The 19,501-nt window shown below is 45.4% G+C and carries 22 protein-coding genes; 7 read left to right on the top strand and 15 right to left on the bottom strand.

What is annotated here, in order from left to right:
- Positions 1 to 18 precede the first annotated feature (18 nt).
- The 10 genes from E2K93_RS09365 to E2K93_RS09320 form a co-directional block, all read right to left on the bottom strand.
- Positions 19 to 537: a MaoC family dehydratase gene (locus E2K93_RS09365; protein WP_135438845.1), complete on the bottom strand. Its 519-nt coding sequence runs from the start codon at positions 535 to 537 to the stop codon at positions 19 to 21.
- 43 nt (positions 538 to 580) lie between these two features.
- Entirely contained in the window at positions 581 to 1,435 is an 855-nt protein-coding gene (locus E2K93_RS09360; RefSeq protein WP_135438844.1) for an HpcH/HpaI aldolase/citrate lyase family protein, read from the bottom strand.
- 1 nt (position 1,436) lies between these two features.
- Positions 1,437 to 2,306, bottom strand: coding sequence for a polysaccharide deacetylase family protein (locus E2K93_RS09355; RefSeq protein ID WP_135438843.1), 870 nt, complete (start codon positions 2,304 to 2,306; stop codon positions 1,437 to 1,439).
- Positions 2,307 to 2,317: 11 nt separating this feature from the next.
- The gene (locus E2K93_RS09350) at positions 2,318 to 3,160 is read right to left on the bottom strand and encodes an SDR family NAD(P)-dependent oxidoreductase (protein ID WP_135438842.1); all 843 of its coding nucleotides are present in this window, start codon (positions 3,158 to 3,160) and stop codon (positions 2,318 to 2,320) included.
- Positions 3,161 to 3,169: 9 nt separating this feature from the next.
- A complete protein-coding gene (locus E2K93_RS09345; RefSeq protein WP_135438841.1) occupies positions 3,170 to 3,478 on the bottom strand; it encodes an REDY-like protein HapK in 309 nt (102 codons plus the stop codon).
- Positions 3,479 to 3,649: 171 nt separating this feature from the next.
- Complete coding sequence (locus tag E2K93_RS09340; RefSeq protein ID WP_135438840.1) at positions 3,650 to 4,003, bottom strand: hypothetical protein; 354 nt, start codon at positions 4,001 to 4,003, stop codon at positions 3,650 to 3,652.
- Between the two features lie 26 nt (positions 4,004 to 4,029).
- Positions 4,030 to 5,220: a class I SAM-dependent methyltransferase gene (locus E2K93_RS09335; protein ID WP_189637737.1), complete on the bottom strand. Its 1,191-nt coding sequence runs from the start codon at positions 5,218 to 5,220 to the stop codon at positions 4,030 to 4,032.
- Positions 5,213 to 5,950: a hypothetical protein gene (locus E2K93_RS09330; protein ID WP_135438838.1), complete on the bottom strand. Its 738-nt coding sequence runs from the start codon at positions 5,948 to 5,950 to the stop codon at positions 5,213 to 5,215. Before E2K93_RS09330 ends, E2K93_RS09335 begins: the two co-directional genes overlap by 8 nt.
- A 244-nt stretch (positions 5,951 to 6,194) precedes the next feature.
- Positions 6,195 to 7,100 carry a DUF1838 family protein gene (locus E2K93_RS09325; protein ID WP_135438837.1) on the bottom strand — a complete coding sequence of 302 codons (906 nt, stop codon included), beginning with the start codon at positions 7,098 to 7,100 and terminating at the stop codon, positions 6,195 to 6,197.
- 333 nt (positions 7,101 to 7,433) lie between these two features.
- Positions 7,434 to 8,126, bottom strand: a complete 693-nt coding sequence (locus E2K93_RS09320) for a hypothetical protein (protein WP_135438836.1) — start codon at positions 8,124 to 8,126, stop codon at positions 7,434 to 7,436.
- A 236-nt stretch (positions 8,127 to 8,362) separates the two neighbouring features.
- On the opposite strand from E2K93_RS09320, the gene E2K93_RS09315 reads away from it, so the two are divergent.
- From E2K93_RS09315 to E2K93_RS09305, 3 genes are read left to right on the top strand one after another with little or no spacing between them, the layout of a single operon-like run.
- Positions 8,363 to 8,683 carry a YciI family protein gene (locus tag E2K93_RS09315; protein ID WP_135438835.1) on the top strand — a complete coding sequence of 107 codons (321 nt, stop codon included), beginning with the start codon at positions 8,363 to 8,365 and terminating at the stop codon, positions 8,681 to 8,683.
- A 52-nt stretch (positions 8,684 to 8,735) separates the two neighbouring features.
- Positions 8,736 to 9,986 (top strand): MFS transporter, encoded by a 1,251-nt coding sequence (locus E2K93_RS09310; RefSeq protein ID WP_135438834.1) that lies wholly within the window; start codon positions 8,736 to 8,738, stop codon positions 9,984 to 9,986.
- A gap of 60 nt (positions 9,987 to 10,046) precedes the next feature.
- Positions 10,047 to 11,438 carry a flavin monoamine oxidase family protein gene (locus E2K93_RS09305; RefSeq protein ID WP_135438833.1) on the top strand — a complete coding sequence of 464 codons (1,392 nt, stop codon included), beginning with the start codon at positions 10,047 to 10,049 and terminating at the stop codon, positions 11,436 to 11,438.
- Between the two features lie 50 nt (positions 11,439 to 11,488).
- On the opposite strand, the gene E2K93_RS09300 is transcribed toward E2K93_RS09305, so the two are convergent.
- From E2K93_RS09300 to E2K93_RS09280, 5 genes are all read right to left on the bottom strand, one after another.
- A complete protein-coding gene (locus E2K93_RS09300) occupies positions 11,489 to 12,895 on the bottom strand; it encodes an aldehyde dehydrogenase family protein (protein WP_135438832.1) in 1,407 nt (468 codons plus the stop codon).
- Position 12,896: 1 nt separating this feature from the next.
- Positions 12,897 to 13,940, bottom strand: a complete 1,044-nt coding sequence (locus E2K93_RS09295) for a nitrilase-related carbon-nitrogen hydrolase (RefSeq protein WP_135438831.1) — start codon at positions 13,938 to 13,940, stop codon at positions 12,897 to 12,899.
- 25 nt (positions 13,941 to 13,965) lie between these two features.
- A complete protein-coding gene (locus E2K93_RS09290; RefSeq protein ID WP_135438830.1) occupies positions 13,966 to 14,274 on the bottom strand; it encodes a DUF1330 domain-containing protein in 309 nt (102 codons plus the stop codon).
- Positions 14,275 to 14,418: 144 nt separating this feature from the next.
- The gene (locus tag E2K93_RS09285) at positions 14,419 to 14,853 is read right to left on the bottom strand and encodes a PaaI family thioesterase (protein WP_228445247.1); all 435 of its coding nucleotides are present in this window, start codon (positions 14,851 to 14,853) and stop codon (positions 14,419 to 14,421) included.
- Positions 14,854 to 14,876: 23 nt separating this feature from the next.
- Positions 14,877 to 15,653 (bottom strand): enoyl-CoA hydratase/isomerase family protein, encoded by a 777-nt coding sequence (locus E2K93_RS09280; protein ID WP_228445246.1) that lies wholly within the window; start codon positions 15,651 to 15,653, stop codon positions 14,877 to 14,879.
- 184 nt (positions 15,654 to 15,837) lie between these two features.
- Here E2K93_RS09280 and E2K93_RS09275 point away from each other — a divergent pair, with 184 nt between their 5' ends.
- The 4 genes from E2K93_RS09275 to E2K93_RS09260 are packed head-to-tail and all read left to right on the top strand — an operon-like array spanning position 15,838 to position 19,473.
- Positions 15,838 to 17,109: a 3-isopropylmalate dehydratase large subunit gene (locus E2K93_RS09275; RefSeq protein WP_135438828.1), complete on the top strand. Its 1,272-nt coding sequence runs from the start codon at positions 15,838 to 15,840 to the stop codon at positions 17,107 to 17,109.
- Between the two features lie 22 nt (positions 17,110 to 17,131).
- Positions 17,132 to 17,665, top strand: coding sequence for a 3-isopropylmalate dehydratase (locus E2K93_RS09270; RefSeq protein ID WP_135438827.1), 534 nt, complete (start codon positions 17,132 to 17,134; stop codon positions 17,663 to 17,665).
- A gap of 2 nt (positions 17,666 to 17,667) precedes the next feature.
- On the top strand, positions 17,668 to 18,564 hold the full coding sequence (locus tag E2K93_RS09265; RefSeq protein ID WP_228445244.1) for an isocitrate lyase/PEP mutase family protein: 897 nt from the start codon (positions 17,668 to 17,670) through the stop codon (positions 18,562 to 18,564).
- 3 nt (positions 18,565 to 18,567) lie between these two features.
- Positions 18,568 to 19,473 carry a VOC family protein gene (locus tag E2K93_RS09260; protein WP_135438826.1) on the top strand — a complete coding sequence of 302 codons (906 nt, stop codon included), beginning with the start codon at positions 18,568 to 18,570 and terminating at the stop codon, positions 19,471 to 19,473.
- Positions 19,474 to 19,501 lie beyond the last annotated feature (28 nt).

Below are 19,501 nucleotides of genomic sequence, written 5' to 3'. Positions count from 1 at the left end.
AAGCGTTCTAAGGCGCTGTTAATAATTGACTTTATCTTCAACGCTATGGCCTTCTTTGGCGATTAGCATCTTACGAATAAAACTACATACCAGCTTGCCATCTTGATTAAAACCAGAGGTACGAATGGTGACAATACCGGCTCCTGGGCGAGATTTAGATTCGCGCTTTTCTAATACTTCCGACTCTGCCGTTAGTGTGTCACCTTCAAACAATGGGTAAGTCATTTTAATGTCGTCCCAGCCTAAGTTAGCGATGGCTTTTTGACTGCAGTCGGTGACGCTCATGCCAACCATTAATGCCACCGTAAATGGCGAGCAAACAATGCACTTACCAAATTCACTTTCTTTGGCATACTCATCGTCAAAGTGCATCGGGTGTGTATTCATGGTCAGTAGCGTAAACCAGGTGTTATCTGTTTTGGTGATGGTACGACCCGGACGATGTTCGTAAATATCACCAACATGAAAGCCTTCATAATGACGACCAAAGGTTTCGCGAAAACGATTTTCACCAACTTGCTTAATATTCTGAACCATAATAATTTCCTAACCTTACTGCTTAATTCGTGTTTAATACTGTTTATTCGTCGACACCGGCAGCTTTTGCCAATGCCATTGTTCTTTTCGCCGATAAGATTATCGGTCGGTCGATCATGCGACCATTCACCACTAAAACGCCGGCATCATCACTGGTTACTGCGTCAACGATGGCTTTGGCATCGCTGATCTCTTCTTTACTCGGTGTAAATGCATTATGAATAGCGTCTAATTGCTTAGGATGAATCGCCGATTTAGCGGTAAAACCTAAGTCTTTTACTTGCATCGTCTCCTGATAACACTGCTCAAGGTCTTGCATATTGATATGAGGTACATCGATAAGTTGTATCGCTTTTGCGGCTTTTGCTTGGCATAACTGCATGCGTGCTAGCAACAATGGTTGATAACCAAAGGCGCAACCAATTTCAGCACTGTAATCAGCGCCGCCAAACATCAATGCTTCAACTCGCTCAGAGGCACAGGCTATAGCAGCAGCGTTTTGCACGCCTGAGACGGTTTCCAACAGGCCTATCAAGGCGATACCTGTGCCTGACAGCAGTTCATCTGCAACGGCAACTTCTTCACTGTTTGCGGTTTTTGGCAGCATAATCGCCGCAGGATGGCGATTATTTGCCACAATAGCTTTAATGTCAGCAACCCCGGTGTCACTCAGTAAATGATTCACTCTGATCACCACATCAGACACTCGTGCGCCGTTGTTCAAATAATCAATGACCGCCTGTCGAGCAAGACCTTTATCGCTTGGCAGCACCGCGTCTTCCAAATCAATACATATTGCATCTGCACCTGCCCCATGGGCTTTACTAAACCTGTCTGCCCGTGAGCCAGGCACAAATAGTAGGCTTCGTAATAACGGTAATGAGTTAGCGGTTGCCATATTAGTTGGCCTCCGGCTTAACGCTGTGCTCAATGAAGTGACGAGCGATGTCTTCACGCGTTGCATACCAAACATCGGTTTTGCTGCTGACGTATTTGAAGAATTCTTCCAAAGCCCATATTCGACCTGGACGACCAATAATTCGCAGGTGTAAGCCTAGACTCATCATACGTGGCGTATCAGCGCCTTCTTGATACAACACATCAAAGCTGTCCTTGGCGTATTTTAACCAGGCTTCAGGGGTATAAGACGGTGCCACCCACATTTTCATGTCATTTGAGTCCAGTGCATATGGCACGATAACCATAGGCTCGTCGGAACCATTTACCGAATCCCAAAAAGGTGCATCGGCGCTGTAATCATCCATGTGATACAGATAGCCTTCTTGTTGCAACAGACGACGAGTATGTTCGGTCAATAAATAACGTGACAACCAACCCTGCGGGCGTTTACCTGTGGTTTTTTCGATAGAATCCGCCGCATCGCGAATAAATTTGCGCTCTTGCGCTTCATCCATTCTAAATTGGTGAATCCAACGGTGGCCATGGGAACAAGCCTCGTCACCACGACGGCGAATAGCCTCGGCTAAATACGGTGCACGCTCTAATGACACGGCAGCCGCCGTCCATGTCGCACGGACATCATATTTATCCAACAACTTGATGATGCGCGGTCCGCCTTCATTAATACCGTACTGGTAATTCGATTCGTTACCATAATTGCGCATTGGTTTTTTCAAATGCACTTGTAACTCGTCGACTGGCTCCATGCCTTTATCGCCATCTTTTACATTGTATTCAGAGCCTTCTTCAACATTAACCACAATCGATAATGCTAAACGGGCGCCATTAGGCCATTGATAATTACTCATATTGCTACCTGCTAATGATATTCTTCGCCACCGGAAACATTCATACATTCTCCGGTAATGTATGAGGCCTGCTCAGAACATAAAAATGCACAGGCTTTGGCGATATCGTCTTGCAAACCAGGACGTCCCATAGGAATACGATCTCGCATATCTTGCATATATTTGTCGTAACCTTTGCCAGTGACTTCACTAAAATGGTCATTTTGCCAAGCGCCTAAACCGGTGGTGACATGGTTCGGACAGATTTGGTTTACATTAATATTATGCTGACCCAATTCTTGTGCCGCGACACGTGTGATGCCGTTCATACCATGTTTTGAGGTGGTATAAGCTGAGGCGTGAGCGAAGGCCGACTTTGATGCTTGCGAGCCAATATTGATGATTTTGCCGCCTCGCCCTTGTTGAACCATTTGCTCCGCGGCGTATTTAATGCCAAGAAAGGTGCCGCGTAAATTGACGTTTAACACTGAATCCCATTCGGCAACATCCATTTCTAAAATGGGCTTCATTAAATAACCAATACCGGCATTGTTAACCCAGATATCAAGACTGCCATAGGTATCAACGGCAAATTGCGCCGCCGCTCGAACTTCGTCAGCATTTAAGACATTACAGTTAAACGCTTGTGCGTCACCGCCAGCGTCTTCAATTTCGCGAACTATTTGCTGCATTTCCGAGCTACTGCCGATGGCTGACTCTGGCATGTGGTCACCTTCAGCATGACCGATATCAGTAATGATCACCTTGCAGCCTTCTTTGGCCAAACGTTTCGCCATCGCTTCGCCTAAACCTTTATGACGACCCGCCCCGGTAATAACCGCAACTTTACCGCGTAATTCAGGATATTGAGACATACCTGCTCCTTACAGCTTAGATGTCATAATAAACATAGGTTGATCGGCAAAGCTTTGAAATTCAGCGGCGACTTTTTGCATAATCTCAGTGCTGACATCTTTACCGAATTGTTCCATATCGTTGATTTTCAGAATCTCGATATATTGATAAGGTGGCGTTTCTTCACTCATCAACAACCCTTCACTGCGCAAAACCTCAAAACTGTCTACCGAAGGCAAACCACCTGCGGTTGGTAAATCTGTTTCTTTCGCCCATTGCTGATAATCAGCTTCGCTGACGCCATTTTGTAAGTTAAAAAGCACTACGATTGTTGTCATGGTTTTTCCACCTTTTTATAATTTGTACGGACATATTACGCAGACCTTGCTTTGCTTGTAATTGACATTTGCCAATCTAACCCCGCGGAGCTGCATTTACTTGCCGAATAATTCGCCTGTTACGGCCATAAAAAAGGCCGCTATTGCGACCTTTATTAACCTTTACAACATTTACCGCGTGAGCTTTTGTTGCACTGTTTCCACATCGTCATCATCAGCGAGCATTTCTTCTTTATCCTGCTGCATGATTCTCAAAATGCGGGCGAGATATTCTTGCGTGGCAATGCTGCGTTTGGCGACTTCGTCTTTATCTGGATTAAACGCTTCAATTTCTTGACGAGATAACACGCCTTTTTGCTCAAGCAAGCACTCCAATGTTGCCATGCGCTCACGCACCACATTAAGCTCCATGGCTAAACTCATTGCCACAGATAACACCTGCTCTGTTTGCTTCTCTGCCAAAAAATATGGGCGTTTACCTTTTGCTTTAGCCCCTGCCAAAGCGATTTTATCTATATCTGTCATGATCTTTGCTTCCCCAATATTTTTCGCTATTTTTTCCACAGGCCAAATGCGTTCCAAACCGGCGCGCGTCCATAGTCTTCACCGCTGTCGCCTTTTTCACGTTTGCCAAATATTTTTTCATCCACCAGAGAAACCACCCCGGTTTGAAATAAATCATCGCCATTAAAGCCGGCATCGGTGACCACCTGTTTTAAATCGGCATCATGCATTGGCCCCCAATACGGTTCGTTATTAAAATAAGTATCCCAATCACGAATAAACTGCTCATATGCACCCATTCCAGCATATTGCGGCTGCTCAAGGTGCAAAGTTAAACCACCCGGTTTCAATAATCGATTAATGGTTTTGAAGATTGCAGGCATGGCGCGATCGGATGTTTCATGCCAAAACATAGCGGTGGTGATCAAATCAAAGGATTGATCGTCATATTGCGGTAAATCTTCGGCATTGGCCTGAACAAAGCTGATGTTATCAACGCCAAGGGCTTTGGCCCGCGCATGGGCGTAACGCAAACTTGGACGGGCAACATCAATGGCTATAACCTCGGCATCTGGAAATGCTTGCGCCAAAGGCACCGCATTGTGACCAATGGTACAACCAATATCTAATATCCGTTTTGGTTTAAAATCTGGGAAGTTGTCCGCTAGATATTTTCCAACGCCTTGACCGCCGCCATCACTTAAGGCACCAAGCAAACCTGCGGTGGTGACAAACAAGCCTAAATCGTAACTGGCCGCGACGGTAACGTCATTGGCAAAGTACTCGGTGTAATAGCAGCCTGGCTGACAATGAATATCAACCGAGCCAACGTTATCAGGAATTTGCACACTGTCATCAAGTTGCAAGGTATCGGCACCGTTATTGTAATGCTCTACTTTATCGACGATATCTTCTATTTGTCGCAGTACTTGTGCACGGCCAGCTTGTTGGCGCATTTCCATGGTATTACGACGTAACGCACTCCACATCTGAAAATAGCCATTATTCATCATCGCCTTACGTACTTGATGACGATCCTCTGGTGGCTTGCCGGTTTGTTCAACAATGTCTGGCAATACCTGTTTGTCATAGGCGACTTTCACCCCTGGCAAGACTTGCCCGCCTAAATGCACGTTTAAGTGGGTTAGAAAATTAAGACGTGATACTTCATCATGATTGCCTTTGGCGAACAGCTCGTGTTGCTCGAGAGCCGTCCAGGACGGTAATGGTTTAGTCATTATTTAACCCTCCCTCAATTATTTGATACTCGATAAGTTCATAGTGCGTCATCATATAGCCGTCAACGCCAGCCTTTAGAAATAAGAAGTCATCATCAGCTGTACACCATAAATTGTACGGCGGATGTTCTTCCGGTAGATTGCCGGCCGTATCAACCACTTGAAAGTGATGCGCATTAAAGGTACCCGCTTTGACCGTCAGTTGCTCTTCGCCAACATAGCGAATACCAAAACCGGTCTTAAACAATAATGGTCCGGTTGCACCACGATGATCTGGCGATGTTAAAAATAAATCCGGAAAAAAGGTTTTGCCTGGACCTTGCGACAAGTCATATATTTTCATCAACAAGGCATCGCCGACAATCGGATGCGCTTGCAACCACTTAACCGGTGCCTCGATATCAACTTTTTGGCTAATGCGACCATCACGCTGATTGTGGCTTTCGCATTCAACATAGTCTTTACCAAAACGTATCCAACCAGAGCCTTCGTAACGATCACCAACCGATAAGCGTACACTGCAATCGATTGGACTCGAGTCAGCATTCATCGCTAAAACCACATCGCGAATCACATTAGGTTGATCATCGATTTCACAGTGCGCTTGCAATACCTTTACACCATCACTTTGGTTAGTAATGGTAAAGTATTCTCGACCACGTTCTTGATCCATGCGCTCAGGCTTTTTACTGGTATAGGCTATCGTGCCCCTAATGGTTCTATGTTTCATTATTATTCCTGTCTTTGCTGCTTACCTGCTTGAACGGCAATTCAAGCTTTCGCACTATATGCAATCATAGTGGCGTTTACGCCGCCGTGTTTCGATGATTTTTGTCAATTTGCACCAGCCAAGCTTGATAACCACGATAATGCTTGATGTAGATCAATACTAGATTAATTATAGTTTCTCTAAAAAATTCAGAACGTTAAAACAAAAAAGGCCGCTTAAAGCGACCTTTTCGATATCAATGTTACTAGTGTCTAGGCGTTGTGAATTTTGCGCCTTCTACATCGTCTTTATAGGTAGACCAACTGGTCTCATTGGCTCGCTCATCATCAACTGGCGGCGGGGTTTTGTATAACGGTGCCACGTCATTAATGTATTTCTTCATGGTCTCGCCCATGTCGTCAAAGTCATCGACTTTATGACCACCGGCATGGATATAAATACTACCTTCACGACCAGACATCATCATCCACGGTAGCCAGTCTGAGATACGTACCCAACCAACAAACACTTTTGCGGTACGGGTATCAGCGCTGGTCAAAGACTCGACATCACCGGAAAAATTAAACATTTCGGTAGCATGATACACACCGCCAACCTGTTTCTGATAATCACCACCTAACACATTGTGGTAGAACAGTGGCACAGGGAATGTCATCCACCAATTGCCTTGACGCATTTCGCCAGCAAATTTACTGGTCCATGGATACGGCTTACCGTTTTCATCGCGAGGAAAGCGTACTTTCTGATTCACTGGATCATTGGTTACTTGGATAACGTCTAATTCTTCGTCGGTCCAAGGGTTAGTCCATTTTTGCAGAGGCTCGCCGGTTTTCGGATCGGTATATAACAAGATTTCACGTGTCACCAGTTTATAACTTTCACCACGTTTGCCACCATCTACCGTGGTACAGGTACGAACATTCATGCCCTCTACGTTAAATAGGTGCTTGTCTTTTTCGCCCATACGACGCGAAAACGCCTTTCCTTTCCACCAGTAAATCACTGGTTCGGCATCTTGTGTCGAACACATAATTTTGCGCATTGCCTGGTTAGCACCTTCCGGTGTGTTTAGGTCAATGGCATCGGCAGCATTACCTGTGCCAGCGAACAATGTCGCCAATAAACCAGCTACTAACAATTTAGTTTTCATAGCGTTACCCCTGTTTGGAATTTGACCCAGATTGACTGATAAAACGACTTAACGCTTTGAGATTTGTCAATTTCCATTGTTGTCTTTGTATTGTTGTTGTCTGGCTAAGTTAGCGCAGTCAATGTCCACAGGGCAAGCATTAAAATCGAATACGAATGTCCGCAGGCTGATCTCATCAAGCGGCACAACAGCTTGCCATGACAGCTGTTGTGCTGGATTAAACTCAGTATTTTGGCGCTGTATATTGATTGCTTAAGACGTATTGAAAAAAAGCCCGCAAACTGCAGAGTTAGCGGGCATAAAGGTTTCTGAAAGAGAAACGAACCAAGAATTCTATAACGGTTTTACTGCGCCGAAGAATGCGACCGTAAGGATGCCTATCCAGTACACATACGCTAAGCGGCGACCAAAGCGAATCGATTTTAATAGCTGATTTTCCACGTCATCGTTATCACCTTCTTCATCTAAGCGACGGAACATTATTGTCCATTCGCGCATAATAAAGCGTAACAACAAGCCGATGACTAGAAGCCATGAGAAAATAAAGATTTTGATCGAAAACCACTTTTGCCCTTCGGCGCCAGCAAATGGGCCATAACCTAACATTGAAGCGACGGAGGCTATCATCAGCGCCGGAATCACCAGATATCTAATGGCTTCGTCAAACTTGGTCAGCTTTATACCTAAATCGGTTTCCCTGTGATAGTAAGCGCTCCAACAAAGTGCCAACCATCCGGCAAAGAATAACCAGGTAATCGTCAAGAAACTGCCACCGTAAGGTTGTACGCCCCACAAGTGCCCCATATGCAGGCCGAGCGGCAGTAATAGTATGATACCTGTACGGGCAAGAATATCGATTTTGTACGCCGTTTGCATATGTCGACGACGTTCTTCCATCGCCAACTTACGATTTACGACATGGTAAGACGTTTGAAAGACGCCCCATTCACCGCCAAGCCAATACACCATAGCGACGATATGTAGCCAACGCAAAATGGGTAGTTCATACATTTCAATAAATGACATTCTTGCCTCTTAACTCGTGTTTAAAGTTATTTTTCTATTACGTTAGGGGCAGTTAAAATTGCACACATTAACAAATGTCAAATTGCCATTATCAAACTGATAAATCGACAATCTAACCCGTACACTTTGATATTTATCAAATCCTTCAAACAATTTAACAAAATAAGCCGTTAACAATTAAGCAATTTTTGCTAGTCTGAATTTCAACCAGTTGTAACAACTTAAAGAATTTTTGCATGTTAGTCAGCTTTATTTGTCGAGATAAAAACAATCAACATAGCCAACAACAAAGACAGCAAAAGCTTACAGCGCATTTAAAATGGGTTGAACAACATATGGACATCATTCGAGTGGCAGGTCCGTTATTGCATAACGATAGCCAAGATTATCAAGGCTCTTTTTATATTTTAGAAGCCGATTCACTCGACAGTGCATGGCAAGTGTTTATTAGCGATCCATACTATCAAGCGCAAATTTGGCAGTCAGTGACTCACCAAGAGTATAAAGCGTACGCTGGTACATGGGTTGGCGGTAAAAACTGGCCTGGCAGCAGCTAAATACAATGAACAATAAACGCTGCGACAACACAGAATAGAAGTAGGAATCACTATGCAATCTCAAACCGCAATCATAGAGCCTAATTCAGGCAGTAAAGTACTGCACTGGACCATGGTAATCATCGCCATGTGTTGCTTATTAATTTCCAATGGCATGGTGTTAACCGGCTTGACGGCATTTGACAGTGCAATGCTAGCCGAGTTTTCTGATTGGAGCCGAGGCGATTTAAAAATGCGTGGCTTAATCACCTTAGCATTAACCGGTTTATTAGCCCCTTTTATCGGTATTCTCATTGATCGCATAGGCGTTAAAGTGTTGATGATGTTCGGTGCCGTGGTGCTCGGCGCATCTTATTATGCTTACGGCATGATCACCGACATCAGTCACATGTATTACATCCACGCTGCGTTCGCCGTGGTGCTGGTTGCTTGCGGGTTAAACGTCGCAGTGATCTTAGTGTCGAATTGGTTTGTTACCATGCGCGGTACGGCAATTGGCATTGCGGTTATGGGTACCTCTCTTGGCGGGGCGATACTGGCGCCATTATTTGGCAGTTGGATCAGCGAAGGTATGTCGTGGCGCGACGCCTTTCAAATGGCTTCGGCGATACCGGCGGTATTATTTTTAATCGCTTTATTTCTTGTTAAAAACCGTCCAGCAGACTGCAATAAAAAACCGATGGGCTACGAAACACTCAAAGACAGCTCGGATGCTGATGTTTCTAGTCAAGGTATGGAATACATAGACGCCATTAAAACCAAATCATTTTGGGCGATAGCGCTGATCGCTATGTTCACCTTTTATACCTTACTCGGCCTGCAAGCAAACTTAGTATTGCACTTACAAGATCTCGGTTTTGAAATTCAGTCGGCGGCGGCTGGTCTAGCCATGCTATTTACGCCGGCTCTGATAGGTAAGTTTTTATTTGGGTTAATTGCCGATAAAGTCAAAGGCAAACGGGTTCTGTATGGCAATTTAGGTTTGATGCTACTTGGGCTAATAGCGTTGTATTTTGCTGGTAAAGACACGGTATTGTGGACGGTTGCCATTATCGGTTTTGCATGGGGTGGGTTCTACACCTTATTGCAACTCAATGCGGTAAATAACTTTGGTCTAAAAGCATCAGGTAAGCTGTTAGGCACGATCACCGTATTGGACGCATTAGGCGGTGGCTTAGGTATCTTTTTGACCGGTAAATTCTTCGATATGTATGGCAGCTATCAAAATGCCTTTATGGTATTCATCGTATTGGTGGTGATATCGCTCGGCCTAATTGGCTTTATAAAGAAACACGTCGATTAATCAACACAAAGGCTTCTCAGGAAGCCTTTTTTATCGATAACAATAACGAGGCGCTGCGTTATGCAAAGACGACAATTTATAAAAGGTATCGCCGCTTTAGCTGCAAGCTATCATTTGCCCTTGTATGCAAACAATCCTCATTATCCTGTGATTATCATCGGTGCTGGACTGTCAGGTCTAAATGCCGCGCTACAATGCCAACAAGCAGGCATCGATTACTTGCTACTGGAAGCGGCAAAAGATGTTGGTGGCCGTATAAAGACCTTATCGCATTTACCTGGTAAGCCCGAAGTTGGCGGCCTACAAATAGGCACTGGTTATGGCTACACTCGTTATTTAATCGATCAACTCGGTTTGACATTACAACCACCAATGCAATTTGAGCGTGGCCAGGCACTGATCATTGATAAGCAGCTTCTCAGTGTCGATCAATGGCCATCGCATAACCGCAATAAACTTCATGCGTCAGAAAAGAATTTGCATCCAGGCAGATTACTGAGTCACTACCTTGAGCAACATCCGGCACTTGATTTGGCTAATTGGAGCCATGTTGATAACGCTAAATACGACATCCCATTGCGCCAATATTTGCAACAACATGGCGCATCAAAGCAAGCGATACAACTGATTGAGCACAACTTTAATGGGTTAAGCATTGCCGAACATTCAACGCTGCAATTGGTGCGCAATCAACAAAGCCGCAAACTCAGCGCTCCGGGGTTTTCACTGGTCAAAGGTGGCAACCAAACTTTGCCACAAGCGATGAACAAAGCGCTGAAGACACCGGCATTAACCGAGCAACAGATCACTGAGATAGATAGCCAAGCAAACGGATATCGGATCAAATGCAACAACGGTAATCAATTTAGTTGTCAGCAACTGATTGTTACCGTGCCATTTGCCGCGCTGCGAAACATAGCGATTAACTCGACAATATCCAAGCAAAAGCGTCACGCCATTGATACCCTAAATTACACACCAATCAGCCAAGTTTTGCTAAAACCAAGCCAACCATTTTGGCTAGATGACGGACTGCCGGCCAGCCATTGGAGCAACAGTTTAGTGGAACGCGTATTTGCGCTTAAGGACAACAAAGGCCAAATCGTTAACTTGCTATGTTGGATAAATGGCAAAAATGCACTGGCAATCGATCAATTGGATGAGTCGCAATGCGCTAAATTAATACTCGCTGAAATGGCGATGATCAGACCCGCTAGTCAAGGCAAGTTGCAGTATTTAGCACGTCATTCATGGGCGAATAACCCACTGCAAGGTGGTGCCTATGCCTATTTTAAAGCCGGTCAAGTGCATAACCTGCGCGCTACTTTAGGGCACAGTGAAGGCAATGTGCATTTTGCTGGTGAGCATACCCAACCAGAATTGCCGGGCATGGAAGCGGCATTGGTATCTGCCATGCACGCAGTGGATAAAGTTAAACAGACCTTAACCTAACCACGGCTGCTAGGGCAGTATTTAACAACTAGTGGCGATGTAATAACCGCTTAAAACCACCAAGGCGATGCCACACCAGTGTTTTCAATGTAGGCTTTCTTGCGTATAAAGCGGCGAATCGATTCCGCCCCCATGCGCGAACCACCAAGCCCTGACAGTTTAAACGATTGTTTCTCTGCTTCATGTACCAACGCCGTTAAAGAAGCGTCATTAATGCTTATCGCACCAGCCTGTAATTGCTCAGCAATTGCCTGGGCTTTCGCGCTATCTTGTGAAAACACCGCCGCAGATAAACCATAATCAGAGTCATTGGCTAGGGCTATTGCCTGATCATTACTAGCAACTTTCACCACCGCTAATGTCGCGGCAAAAGTCTCCTTAGTGAGAATGTCCATGTCCATGGTCACATTGGTCAAAATCGTTGGCTGACAATAATCACCGCCACCGAGGTTTACCACTTCGCCGCCGGTAATGCAGTTGGCACCTTTGGCGATAGCATCAGATAGTTGATGCTTAACCAATTCAACCTGACTTGCGGCGATAATCGGACCTATCTGACCTTGCTTGATATCTGGGTAATTATGTTGCAAACCAGCGGTTAACTGCGATAGTCGCTGCACAAAGGCATCATATATATCCGCATGCACATAAGCTCGCTCAATCGACATACAGCTTTGCCCGGCATTGACCATAGAGCCCCAACAAATCGCTTTTGCGGCGGTTTCAATATTGGCATCATCGCAGACAATCGCAGGGTCTTTGCCGCCAAGTTCGAGAAACGCCGGAATAAAACGTTTGGCGCAGTGCTCGGCGACCAAGCGCCCGGTTTTGACACTGCCCGTAAAGCAAATGGTGTCGGCGACATCGCACACTGCTGCGCCAGTTTTGCCATCGCCGGTGACAATGCGAAACACTTGGCTTAGCTGCTGACATTGTTGCAATGCCTTGGCTAACGGTTGACTGAATCGCGACGTCACTTCGCTTGGTTTTAATATAACCGCACTGCCAGCTAACAAGGCGGGAATGGCATCAACCAAAGACAGTAATAACGGAAAGTTCCAAGGGCTAATCACGCCAACCAATGGATAGGGTAAATAGCCTTGGGATATCTGTAAAAATGGAATTTGCCCGGCTGTAGTGGCGTTTATATTCAACAACTGAGGCGCTTGTTGACACCACCTTTCAATAGCACTGATGGTGACATCTAATTCTAGAACCGACTCTTGATAACGACCGGTATCTTGGCAAAGCTCAGTAATGATCGCCTGTTTTTGCTGTGCCAGAGCCTCGGCAAACATGCGCAGCTCGGCAATACGTTTATCAAGACCGATAGTAAACCAGCGCGACTGCTGTTGTTTTAGGGTTGCTGCAACGTCGGCGACTTGCGCAGCGTCCATGCAGTGCAGTTGAAAATCCAGCTGTCCGGTTCTTGGGTTGCGAATAGAAAGCAGCGTCATGTTATTCGCCCTTGATCACATCGTTATTTTTCAATTGTGCGATGGTTGATTGTAAGGTTTGTATAAAATGACTGCGATCGACCGATTTGGTTTGTTGCTGATCATCGAGCATGCTATTGGCTGGGTAGACAGAGTTGTTGTACATAGGCGCGAACAACTCATTGCGCTGGCGTGCCAGTACATTGGCCATTGCTGGTTTTTGTCGATAACGTCGCAGAGCGTCTATATTGATTTCGGCATTTGCAACCATTGACTCACCAAATCCTGCCTCAGCCAAAACTCGACCTTTAAAATCAACAATTTTTGATAAACCATCGGTGGACTCAGCGGGAAAATCGATACCCTCGATACCCGCGGAATTACTGGATACCACATAGGCTAAATTTTCAATTGCTCGCGCGCGTTTGGCGATGTCTTTTGGAGTCAGTTCATTAGCACCTATTTCCGACGAGCTGTGCAGCAGCACTTCTGCACCATGCATTGCCAAACAACGGGCAATTTCAGGATAAAGGATTTCTTCCGACGCAACCGCCGCCAATCGACCTAATGGGCTTTCCAATACCGGATACAAACCTTGATAGCCATAAATATCCAAATACTTATCAAGCACATCATGAGGCGTAGGTGCGAACATCGACACCAAACGACGATAACGCAGAGCGCAGTCGCCATTGGGGGTGATAATAAACGAGGTTTGAAAGTACAAATCCGCAAAATGGGGATCGACTTCATAGGCATTGCCGCTCAAATAGACTTGGTTGTCGCTGGCAATGTTGCCCAGCATGTCATATTCGGCGCCATTGATGGCGATGGCACCCTTTTGCTGCCATTGGGCAATGCTTTCTCCCATAGGAAAACCGGTCATAAAGTATTCTGGCAACACCACCAATTTAACGTCGGGACCAATAAAACCCTTGCTACCACGCACATGTTTACCAACCCGCTCAATGTTGCTATGCATCTGTTGTCGTGCATCATCAGGGTTAAGTTTATTAATGGCGTAGCATCGAGTTTGCAGTGCCAGTGCCGTATACGCATTCGTCATGATTAAGTTACTCCAAAATCCTTTGTTAAAGACCGTTTGTTAGGATGACGTTAAATTCGCCACAGCCCTGACGTAGTTGTTTTGCCTGCTGATATTGCGCACTGTGCCAAAACGTTTTTGCGGCATCTACATCAGGCCATTTTGATACCACAATCGAACCTAACTCACTCGCTTCAAGCGCCATAAAACCGGCCTTCTCTAATAAGTCTGCGTTACTATCCATAACCAGATATTCGCCACCAAATTGACGAACTAATTCAGGAACCAGCTGAGTATATTGAGAAAATGTCGGCCAATCAGTGACCTTGGCATGGATAATCAAATAGGCGCTCATCTACCTTGTCTCTTTCATTGTTGTGATACGGAAAAATAAAAAGGGCTTGCTTTAATCTAGCAAACCCTAATATGAAAAACAGTTGAAAAGCTAGACGATTTAGGCCTTTTTGACGTTTGGCAATTGAGCTCAAATAGCCAGCCTCTATACCGATATGATTTTCCAGATTCCCGAGGCCGTCATCACCTCTCGGTTGCTGACAATGCTGCCCTCTGCGAATATTACCGATTTAGTTTGTCGCACAATCCTGCCTTGGCCATAGAGAATATCACCGGCTTTAGCCGCGGCGAGAAAATTGCTGTTAAGATTAATTGTCGCAAATTTGAGATCGTGACCAACCACATCACCGATAGCGCGATAAATGACATAGTCCATAAAGCTTAAAATAACCCCACCATGAACCACGCCTTCAGGATTTAGATGACGACCATCAATGGGCAAGGCACGGATATTATCTGCCGCGTCATCAGCTACGTATTGATAAAAAGGTCCGATATGATCAGAGAACCCATCGCCGTGCCCGGCAACCACGAAACGCTGCTGAAAATCGGTGGGCTTTAGCGACAACATAGTAGACATAATCGAACTCTTATAACCCGATATTAACGAAATTTAGCTGCACGTTTTTGTAAAAAGGCTTGTGCACCTTCTTCAAAATCAGCACCAGAAAACGCCCCATCAAATAGCGCCCTGATTTGTTGTTGGCGGTGTTGGTCATCCGCAACAAAGGCAATGGTTTGTTTCATACCAGAGATTGAATAGCCGCTGACTTGCGTCAGTTGTTCGGCAAGCTGCTGGGCGCTTTCAAGTAAATCATCAACGCTAACCATTGCGGTTAACATGCCCCACTCTAATGCGGTTTGCGCGCTAATGGTTTTGCCTAGATAAAGCAATTCTTTTGCTCGTGCCATGCCCAAGGTATTGACGACTCTGCGGGTATCTTCAATGGAATAAAGTAGACCGAGTTTGGACGGTGTAATGGCAAATTTTGCATGCTCTGCCGCGATGCGGAAATCGCAGGCTAAGGCGATGCCCATGCCGCCGCCCATACACACGCCATTTATCAGGGCAATGGTTGGTGCTGATAGGGTTTGCAGTGCCATCTGCGCTTGCTGCACAATCGCATTGTTGTCCTGCATGCGTTGTTCATCAGTAATGATATCGGTTAATTCATTAATATCCGCACCAGCACAAAAAGCCTTTTCACCGGCCGCTTTAATCAGTACCACACGCGGCTTGATTTCATTGTCGAGCTGTTGGCAGTAATCGTACAGTTGCTGCCACATCGCTTGGCTTAGAGCGTTATATTTATCAGCCCTATCAATGATGATGTTTGCAATCTGATGCCCATTTATCTGGGTGAGTTCTAGTTTGACCATTGACATTTATCATTAAAATTATTGAAGAAAGCGAGTACAGTATTTGTCATACCGTTATATCATTTATATGTTGGTAGTGCATTTTTGATTTAAGCACACAAGGCTTAAGAAGTATATGTTGATGACCTAAGCAATTGATAATCAGCAATTATGCCAACATAAGTCAAATTACTCAGGATGTGAAATGAGCACACCAGGACAAACCCTGGCACAAAAAATCATTGCCAAAGCCAGTGGCAAAGCACAAGTAACTGAAGGTGAAATCGTCACCTGTCAGCTCGACATGGTGCTGATGCACGATTCATCGGGGCCGCGACGGGTAAAGTCGCGTCTTGAAGAGCTAGGTGCCAAGGTTTTTGATCCAAGCAAAGTTGTATTGGTTAGCGACCATTTTGTCCCGGCTACCGATCCAGAAAGTGCTGAGATTCTCGCGTTAACCCGACGTTGGGCAAATGATAATCAGATTGCCCATTTTTATGACATGCAAGGTATCTGTCATGTCATGCTGCCACAACAAGGGCATTTAAAGCCGGGCATGTTTTTAGTTGGCGGTGATTCACATTCGCCAACCGGTGGCGCCTTTGGCACGTTTATGGTGGGTATTGGTGCGACAGAAATGACCGGCGCACTCGCTACAGGTGAAATTTGGATAAAAGTACCGCAAACCATTCGCATAAATTTTGATGGTGAGTTGCCTACAGGTTGCAGCGCAAAAGATATTATGCTGTTTCTTTGTAAAAAATTGGGCATGAACAACAATTATAAAGTGATTGAATTTGGCGGTTCAACCATTGCTAATATGTCTATGTATGAGCGCATGGTGTTGTGCAATATGTCCGCCGAATTAGGTGGTAAAACCGGCATTATCGAAGCAGATAGCACCACTTTAGATTGGATTCGCAATACTGGACAAGACATAAATGACACACAGCTAGACTGGAAATCAGACCCTGATTGTCAATATCAAGCGGTATATGACTTTGATGCCACAGAGCTGACCCCGCAAGTTGCTGCACCCCATAGCCCGGAAAATACTCACCCTGTCGCAGATATTGAAAAAGTACAAATTCATCAGGCTTATATTGGCGCTTGCACCGGCGCAAAATTGTCTGATTTACATATGGCGGCAAACGTTTTAAAAGGCCATAAAGTTGCTCCAGGTACACGATTATTGATTGCCCCAGCATCGGTGAAAACCACTGAAATGGCGGCAAAAGACGGCACCTTGGCCATTCTTACCGAAGCAGGCGCCATCATGCTACCTACCGGCTGTGGCGCCTGTGCCGGTATGGGTGCAGGAGCCATTGCCAATGGCGAGAACTGTATCTCATCAACATCGCGAAATTTTAAAGGTCGCATGGGTTCACCAGATTCAAACGTCTATTTAGGCTCTCCTTACACGGTAGCAGCCAGCGCCATTGCCGGCACCATTGCCGACCCTCGCGATTATCTGTAAGGCTAAGCGACAGGAAAACAAGATGAATAATGAATTAACAGGACACGCTTGGGTTTACGGCGACAATATTGATACCGATTTGTTAGCTCCAGGTGCCTATATGAAAGCGCCACTCAGTGAACTGGCCGCGCATTGCCTCGAAGCCATTGACGCCGACTTTGCCAGTCAGGTAAAAGCTGGCGACGTGGTCATCGGCGGTGACGCATTTGGTATTGGTTCCTCTCGAGAGCAAGCCGCACAAGCCTTAGTTGAATTAGGTGTATCGGCGGTGGTTGCCAAATCATTTGCCCGTATTTTTTACCGCAATGCCCTGAACCTAGGGTTGCCTGTACTGTTTTGCCCGGAACTGGCGAATATCGAAAAAGGCCAGCAAGTCAGTGTTGATCCAGTGCAGGGCTTAGTGAAAAACCTGACGACCGGTGAATCTTTTCAATGTGAGCCTATCCCGGCAGAGTTGATGGTGATCGTCAATGCTGGTGGCTTAATGCCCTATCTGAAGAACAAATTTGCGCAACAGAAAAACAGCGATAGTGAAACACAAGAATCGGAGAGCTAGCCGTGCACGCAAGCAAATTAAGAAAACATATTGACGATAAACGCATTCTAATCGCCCCGGGTGGTTATGATGCGCTAAGTGCGTCATTGATTGAGCAAGGTGGTTTTGACGCCATGTATTTATCTGGTGCGTCAATCGCTTACACCCGATTTGGTCGTCCCGATATTGGCCTAGTATCGATGAGCGAAGTAGCGGATGTTATCTCGCAAATTCGCGAACGAACCGATTTGCCAATGATAGTCGATGCCGATACCGGCTTTGGTAATGCCATAAACGTGCAACGCACGGTGAAGTTATTTGAACGCAACGGTGCGTCAGGTATTCAGCTAGAAGATCAGCAAATGCCGAAACGTTGCGGTCATCTTAAGGGTAAAAGCTTGGTATCGTTGCAAGAAATGGTCGGCAAAATTAAAGCGGCCATTGATGCCAGACAAAATCCAGATACTCTGATCATCGCCCGCACTGACGCCATAGCCGTCGAAGGGTTTGCCAAAGCAGTTGAGCGTGCTCAAGCCTACGCCCAAGCCGGTGCCGATATGTTATTTATTGAGGCGCCTGAAAGCATTGAACAAATGCATGAAATTAATCGTATTTTCAAAGATAAGGTGCCTTTGCTAGCGAACATGGTTGAAGGTGGTTCAACGCCGATCGAAAAAGCCGAAGATTTAGAAAATATGGGTTACTCGTTAGTGATTTTCCCAGGCGCAATGGTGCGTGCTTATACCTTTATGGCGCAGGAATTTTTGGCCTCAATTAAAACCAACGGCAATACCAATATGTATCGCGATAGAATGCTCGATTTAGCCGGTTTAAATCAATTGCTCGGTACCAATGACATTCTAAAAAATGGTCAAAAGTATCAAGCGAGCATCGAAGCCGAAGCGATCAGTAACAAGTAATTTATGAGTGATAGCAATACAAAATCCCGCAGACAACTAGGCCCAGTACTGGGCGCGACTTTAACTTGCCAAGATATCGATAAGGTCAGCCAAGCTTATATTCAACAGTTAGATTTTACCCTTGTTGAAGAGTCGACGGTCAGTGAACAATTAGCCAGTTTTTGGCAAGCCGAAAACCTCGTCGGTAATCGCCTGCACATACTCAAAGCGGCTAACGGTGATGCTTGGTTGCGTTTGCTTGAAGATAAAAATGCCAAAGCCAATCAGCCGTTAAAAACCCACGGTTGGATGAGCTTAGAAACCAACGTTGGTGACGTTGACGCCATCGCCAAACAATTACAATCAGACTTTGAGGTGATTGGTGCACCGGCTTATTTACAAGTCAGCGATGCCATCAAAGCAATGCAAGTGATTGGTCCCGCTGGTGAAGTAAGTTATTTGACTCAAGTGGAACGTGAGGTGCCGCCGTTTGAATTACCGATGACCAAAGCCAGCTCTGGCAGTTTATTTATCCCCGTATTGTCGACACCAAATCGAGAACAATCATTGGCTTTTTATGAGGCCTTGCATCAAGCGGATCAAGGGTTAAAGTTCCCCACCAAAGTGACGGTGTTAAACAACGCTTGGGGCAAACCGATAGACCATCAATATGATGTCGCCACGCTGCAACTTGCTGGCAAAACCTTATTTGAAATTGACCAAGTTGTTGATGCTGCTCCTATCATCACTAATACCGGTGGTTTACCCAGTGGTATCGCCATGATCAGCATTCAGGTTAATAACATTGAGGCCATCGCCGATAGGTTAAAACAGACCATAACCCCAATCGATAGCCACTACCTTGGTCGCTGTCGTGGTATTTTTGCTACTGGTGCTGCGGGTGAGTTAATCGAACTGTTGGCCAATTAAATATTTACATTGCTTGCAATAATTTTTG

It is taken from the genome of Thalassotalea sp. HSM 43, assembly GCF_004752005.1.
Lineage (GTDB): Bacteria > Pseudomonadota > Gammaproteobacteria > Enterobacterales > Alteromonadaceae > Thalassotalea_A.
The sequence above is the reverse complement of the archived record's forward strand: the minus strand, read 5'-3'. Positions and strand labels throughout refer to the sequence as shown.

Excerpts from the sequence above, each read along its gene's own strand:
- E2K93_RS09345 (WP_135438841.1), bottom strand. The coding sequence starts at position 3,478 with ATGACAACAATCGTAGTGCTTTTTAACTTACAAAATGGCGTCAGCGAA.
- E2K93_RS09275 (WP_135438828.1), top strand. The coding sequence starts at position 15,838 with ATGAGCACACCAGGACAAACCCTGGCACAAAAAATCATTGCCAAAGCC.
- E2K93_RS09315 (WP_135438835.1), top strand. The coding sequence starts at position 8,363 with ATGTTAGTCAGCTTTATTTGTCGAGATAAAAACAATCAACATAGCCAA.
- E2K93_RS09290 (WP_135438830.1), bottom strand. The coding sequence starts at position 14,274 with ATGAGCGCCTATTTGATTATCCATGCCAAGGTCACTGATTGGCCGACA.
- E2K93_RS09365 (WP_135438845.1), bottom strand. The coding sequence starts at position 537 with ATGGTTCAGAATATTAAGCAAGTTGGTGAAAATCGTTTTCGCGAAACC.
- E2K93_RS09260 (WP_135438826.1), top strand. The coding sequence starts at position 18,568 with ATGAGTGATAGCAATACAAAATCCCGCAGACAACTAGGCCCAGTACTG.
- E2K93_RS09355 (WP_135438843.1), bottom strand. The coding sequence starts at position 2,306 with ATGAGTAATTATCAATGGCCTAATGGCGCCCGTTTAGCATTATCGATT.
- E2K93_RS09300 (WP_135438832.1), bottom strand. The coding sequence starts at position 12,895 with ATGACGCTGCTTTCTATTCGCAACCCAAGAACCGGACAGCTGGATTTT.
- E2K93_RS09295 (WP_135438831.1), bottom strand. The coding sequence starts at position 13,940 with ATGACGAATGCGTATACGGCACTGGCACTGCAAACTCGATGCTACGCC.
- E2K93_RS09340 (WP_135438840.1), bottom strand. The coding sequence starts at position 4,003 with ATGACAGATATAGATAAAATCGCTTTGGCAGGGGCTAAAGCAAAAGGT.
- E2K93_RS09270 (WP_135438827.1), top strand. The coding sequence starts at position 17,132 with ATGAATAATGAATTAACAGGACACGCTTGGGTTTACGGCGACAATATT.
- E2K93_RS09285 (WP_228445247.1), bottom strand. The coding sequence starts at position 14,853 with ATGTCTACTATGTTGTCGCTAAAGCCCACCGATTTTCAGCAGCGTTTC.
- E2K93_RS09305 (WP_135438833.1), top strand. The coding sequence starts at position 10,047 with ATGCAAAGACGACAATTTATAAAAGGTATCGCCGCTTTAGCTGCAAGC.
- E2K93_RS09325 (WP_135438837.1), bottom strand. The coding sequence starts at position 7,100 with ATGAAAACTAAATTGTTAGTAGCTGGTTTATTGGCGACATTGTTCGCT.
- E2K93_RS09320 (WP_135438836.1), bottom strand. The coding sequence starts at position 8,126 with ATGTCATTTATTGAAATGTATGAACTACCCATTTTGCGTTGGCTACAT.
- E2K93_RS09330 (WP_135438838.1), bottom strand. The coding sequence starts at position 5,950 with ATGAAACATAGAACCATTAGGGGCACGATAGCCTATACCAGTAAAAAG.
- E2K93_RS09335 (WP_189637737.1), bottom strand. The coding sequence starts at position 5,220 with ATGACTAAACCATTACCGTCCTGGACGGCTCTCGAGCAACACGAGCTG.
- E2K93_RS09350 (WP_135438842.1), bottom strand. The coding sequence starts at position 3,160 with ATGTCTCAATATCCTGAATTACGCGGTAAAGTTGCGGTTATTACCGGG.
- E2K93_RS09360 (WP_135438844.1), bottom strand. The coding sequence starts at position 1,435 with ATGGCAACCGCTAACTCATTACCGTTATTACGAAGCCTACTATTTGTG.
- E2K93_RS09310 (WP_135438834.1), top strand. The coding sequence starts at position 8,736 with ATGCAATCTCAAACCGCAATCATAGAGCCTAATTCAGGCAGTAAAGTA.
- E2K93_RS09280 (WP_228445246.1), bottom strand. The coding sequence starts at position 15,653 with ATGGTCAAACTAGAACTCACCCAGATAAATGGGCATCAGATTGCAAAC.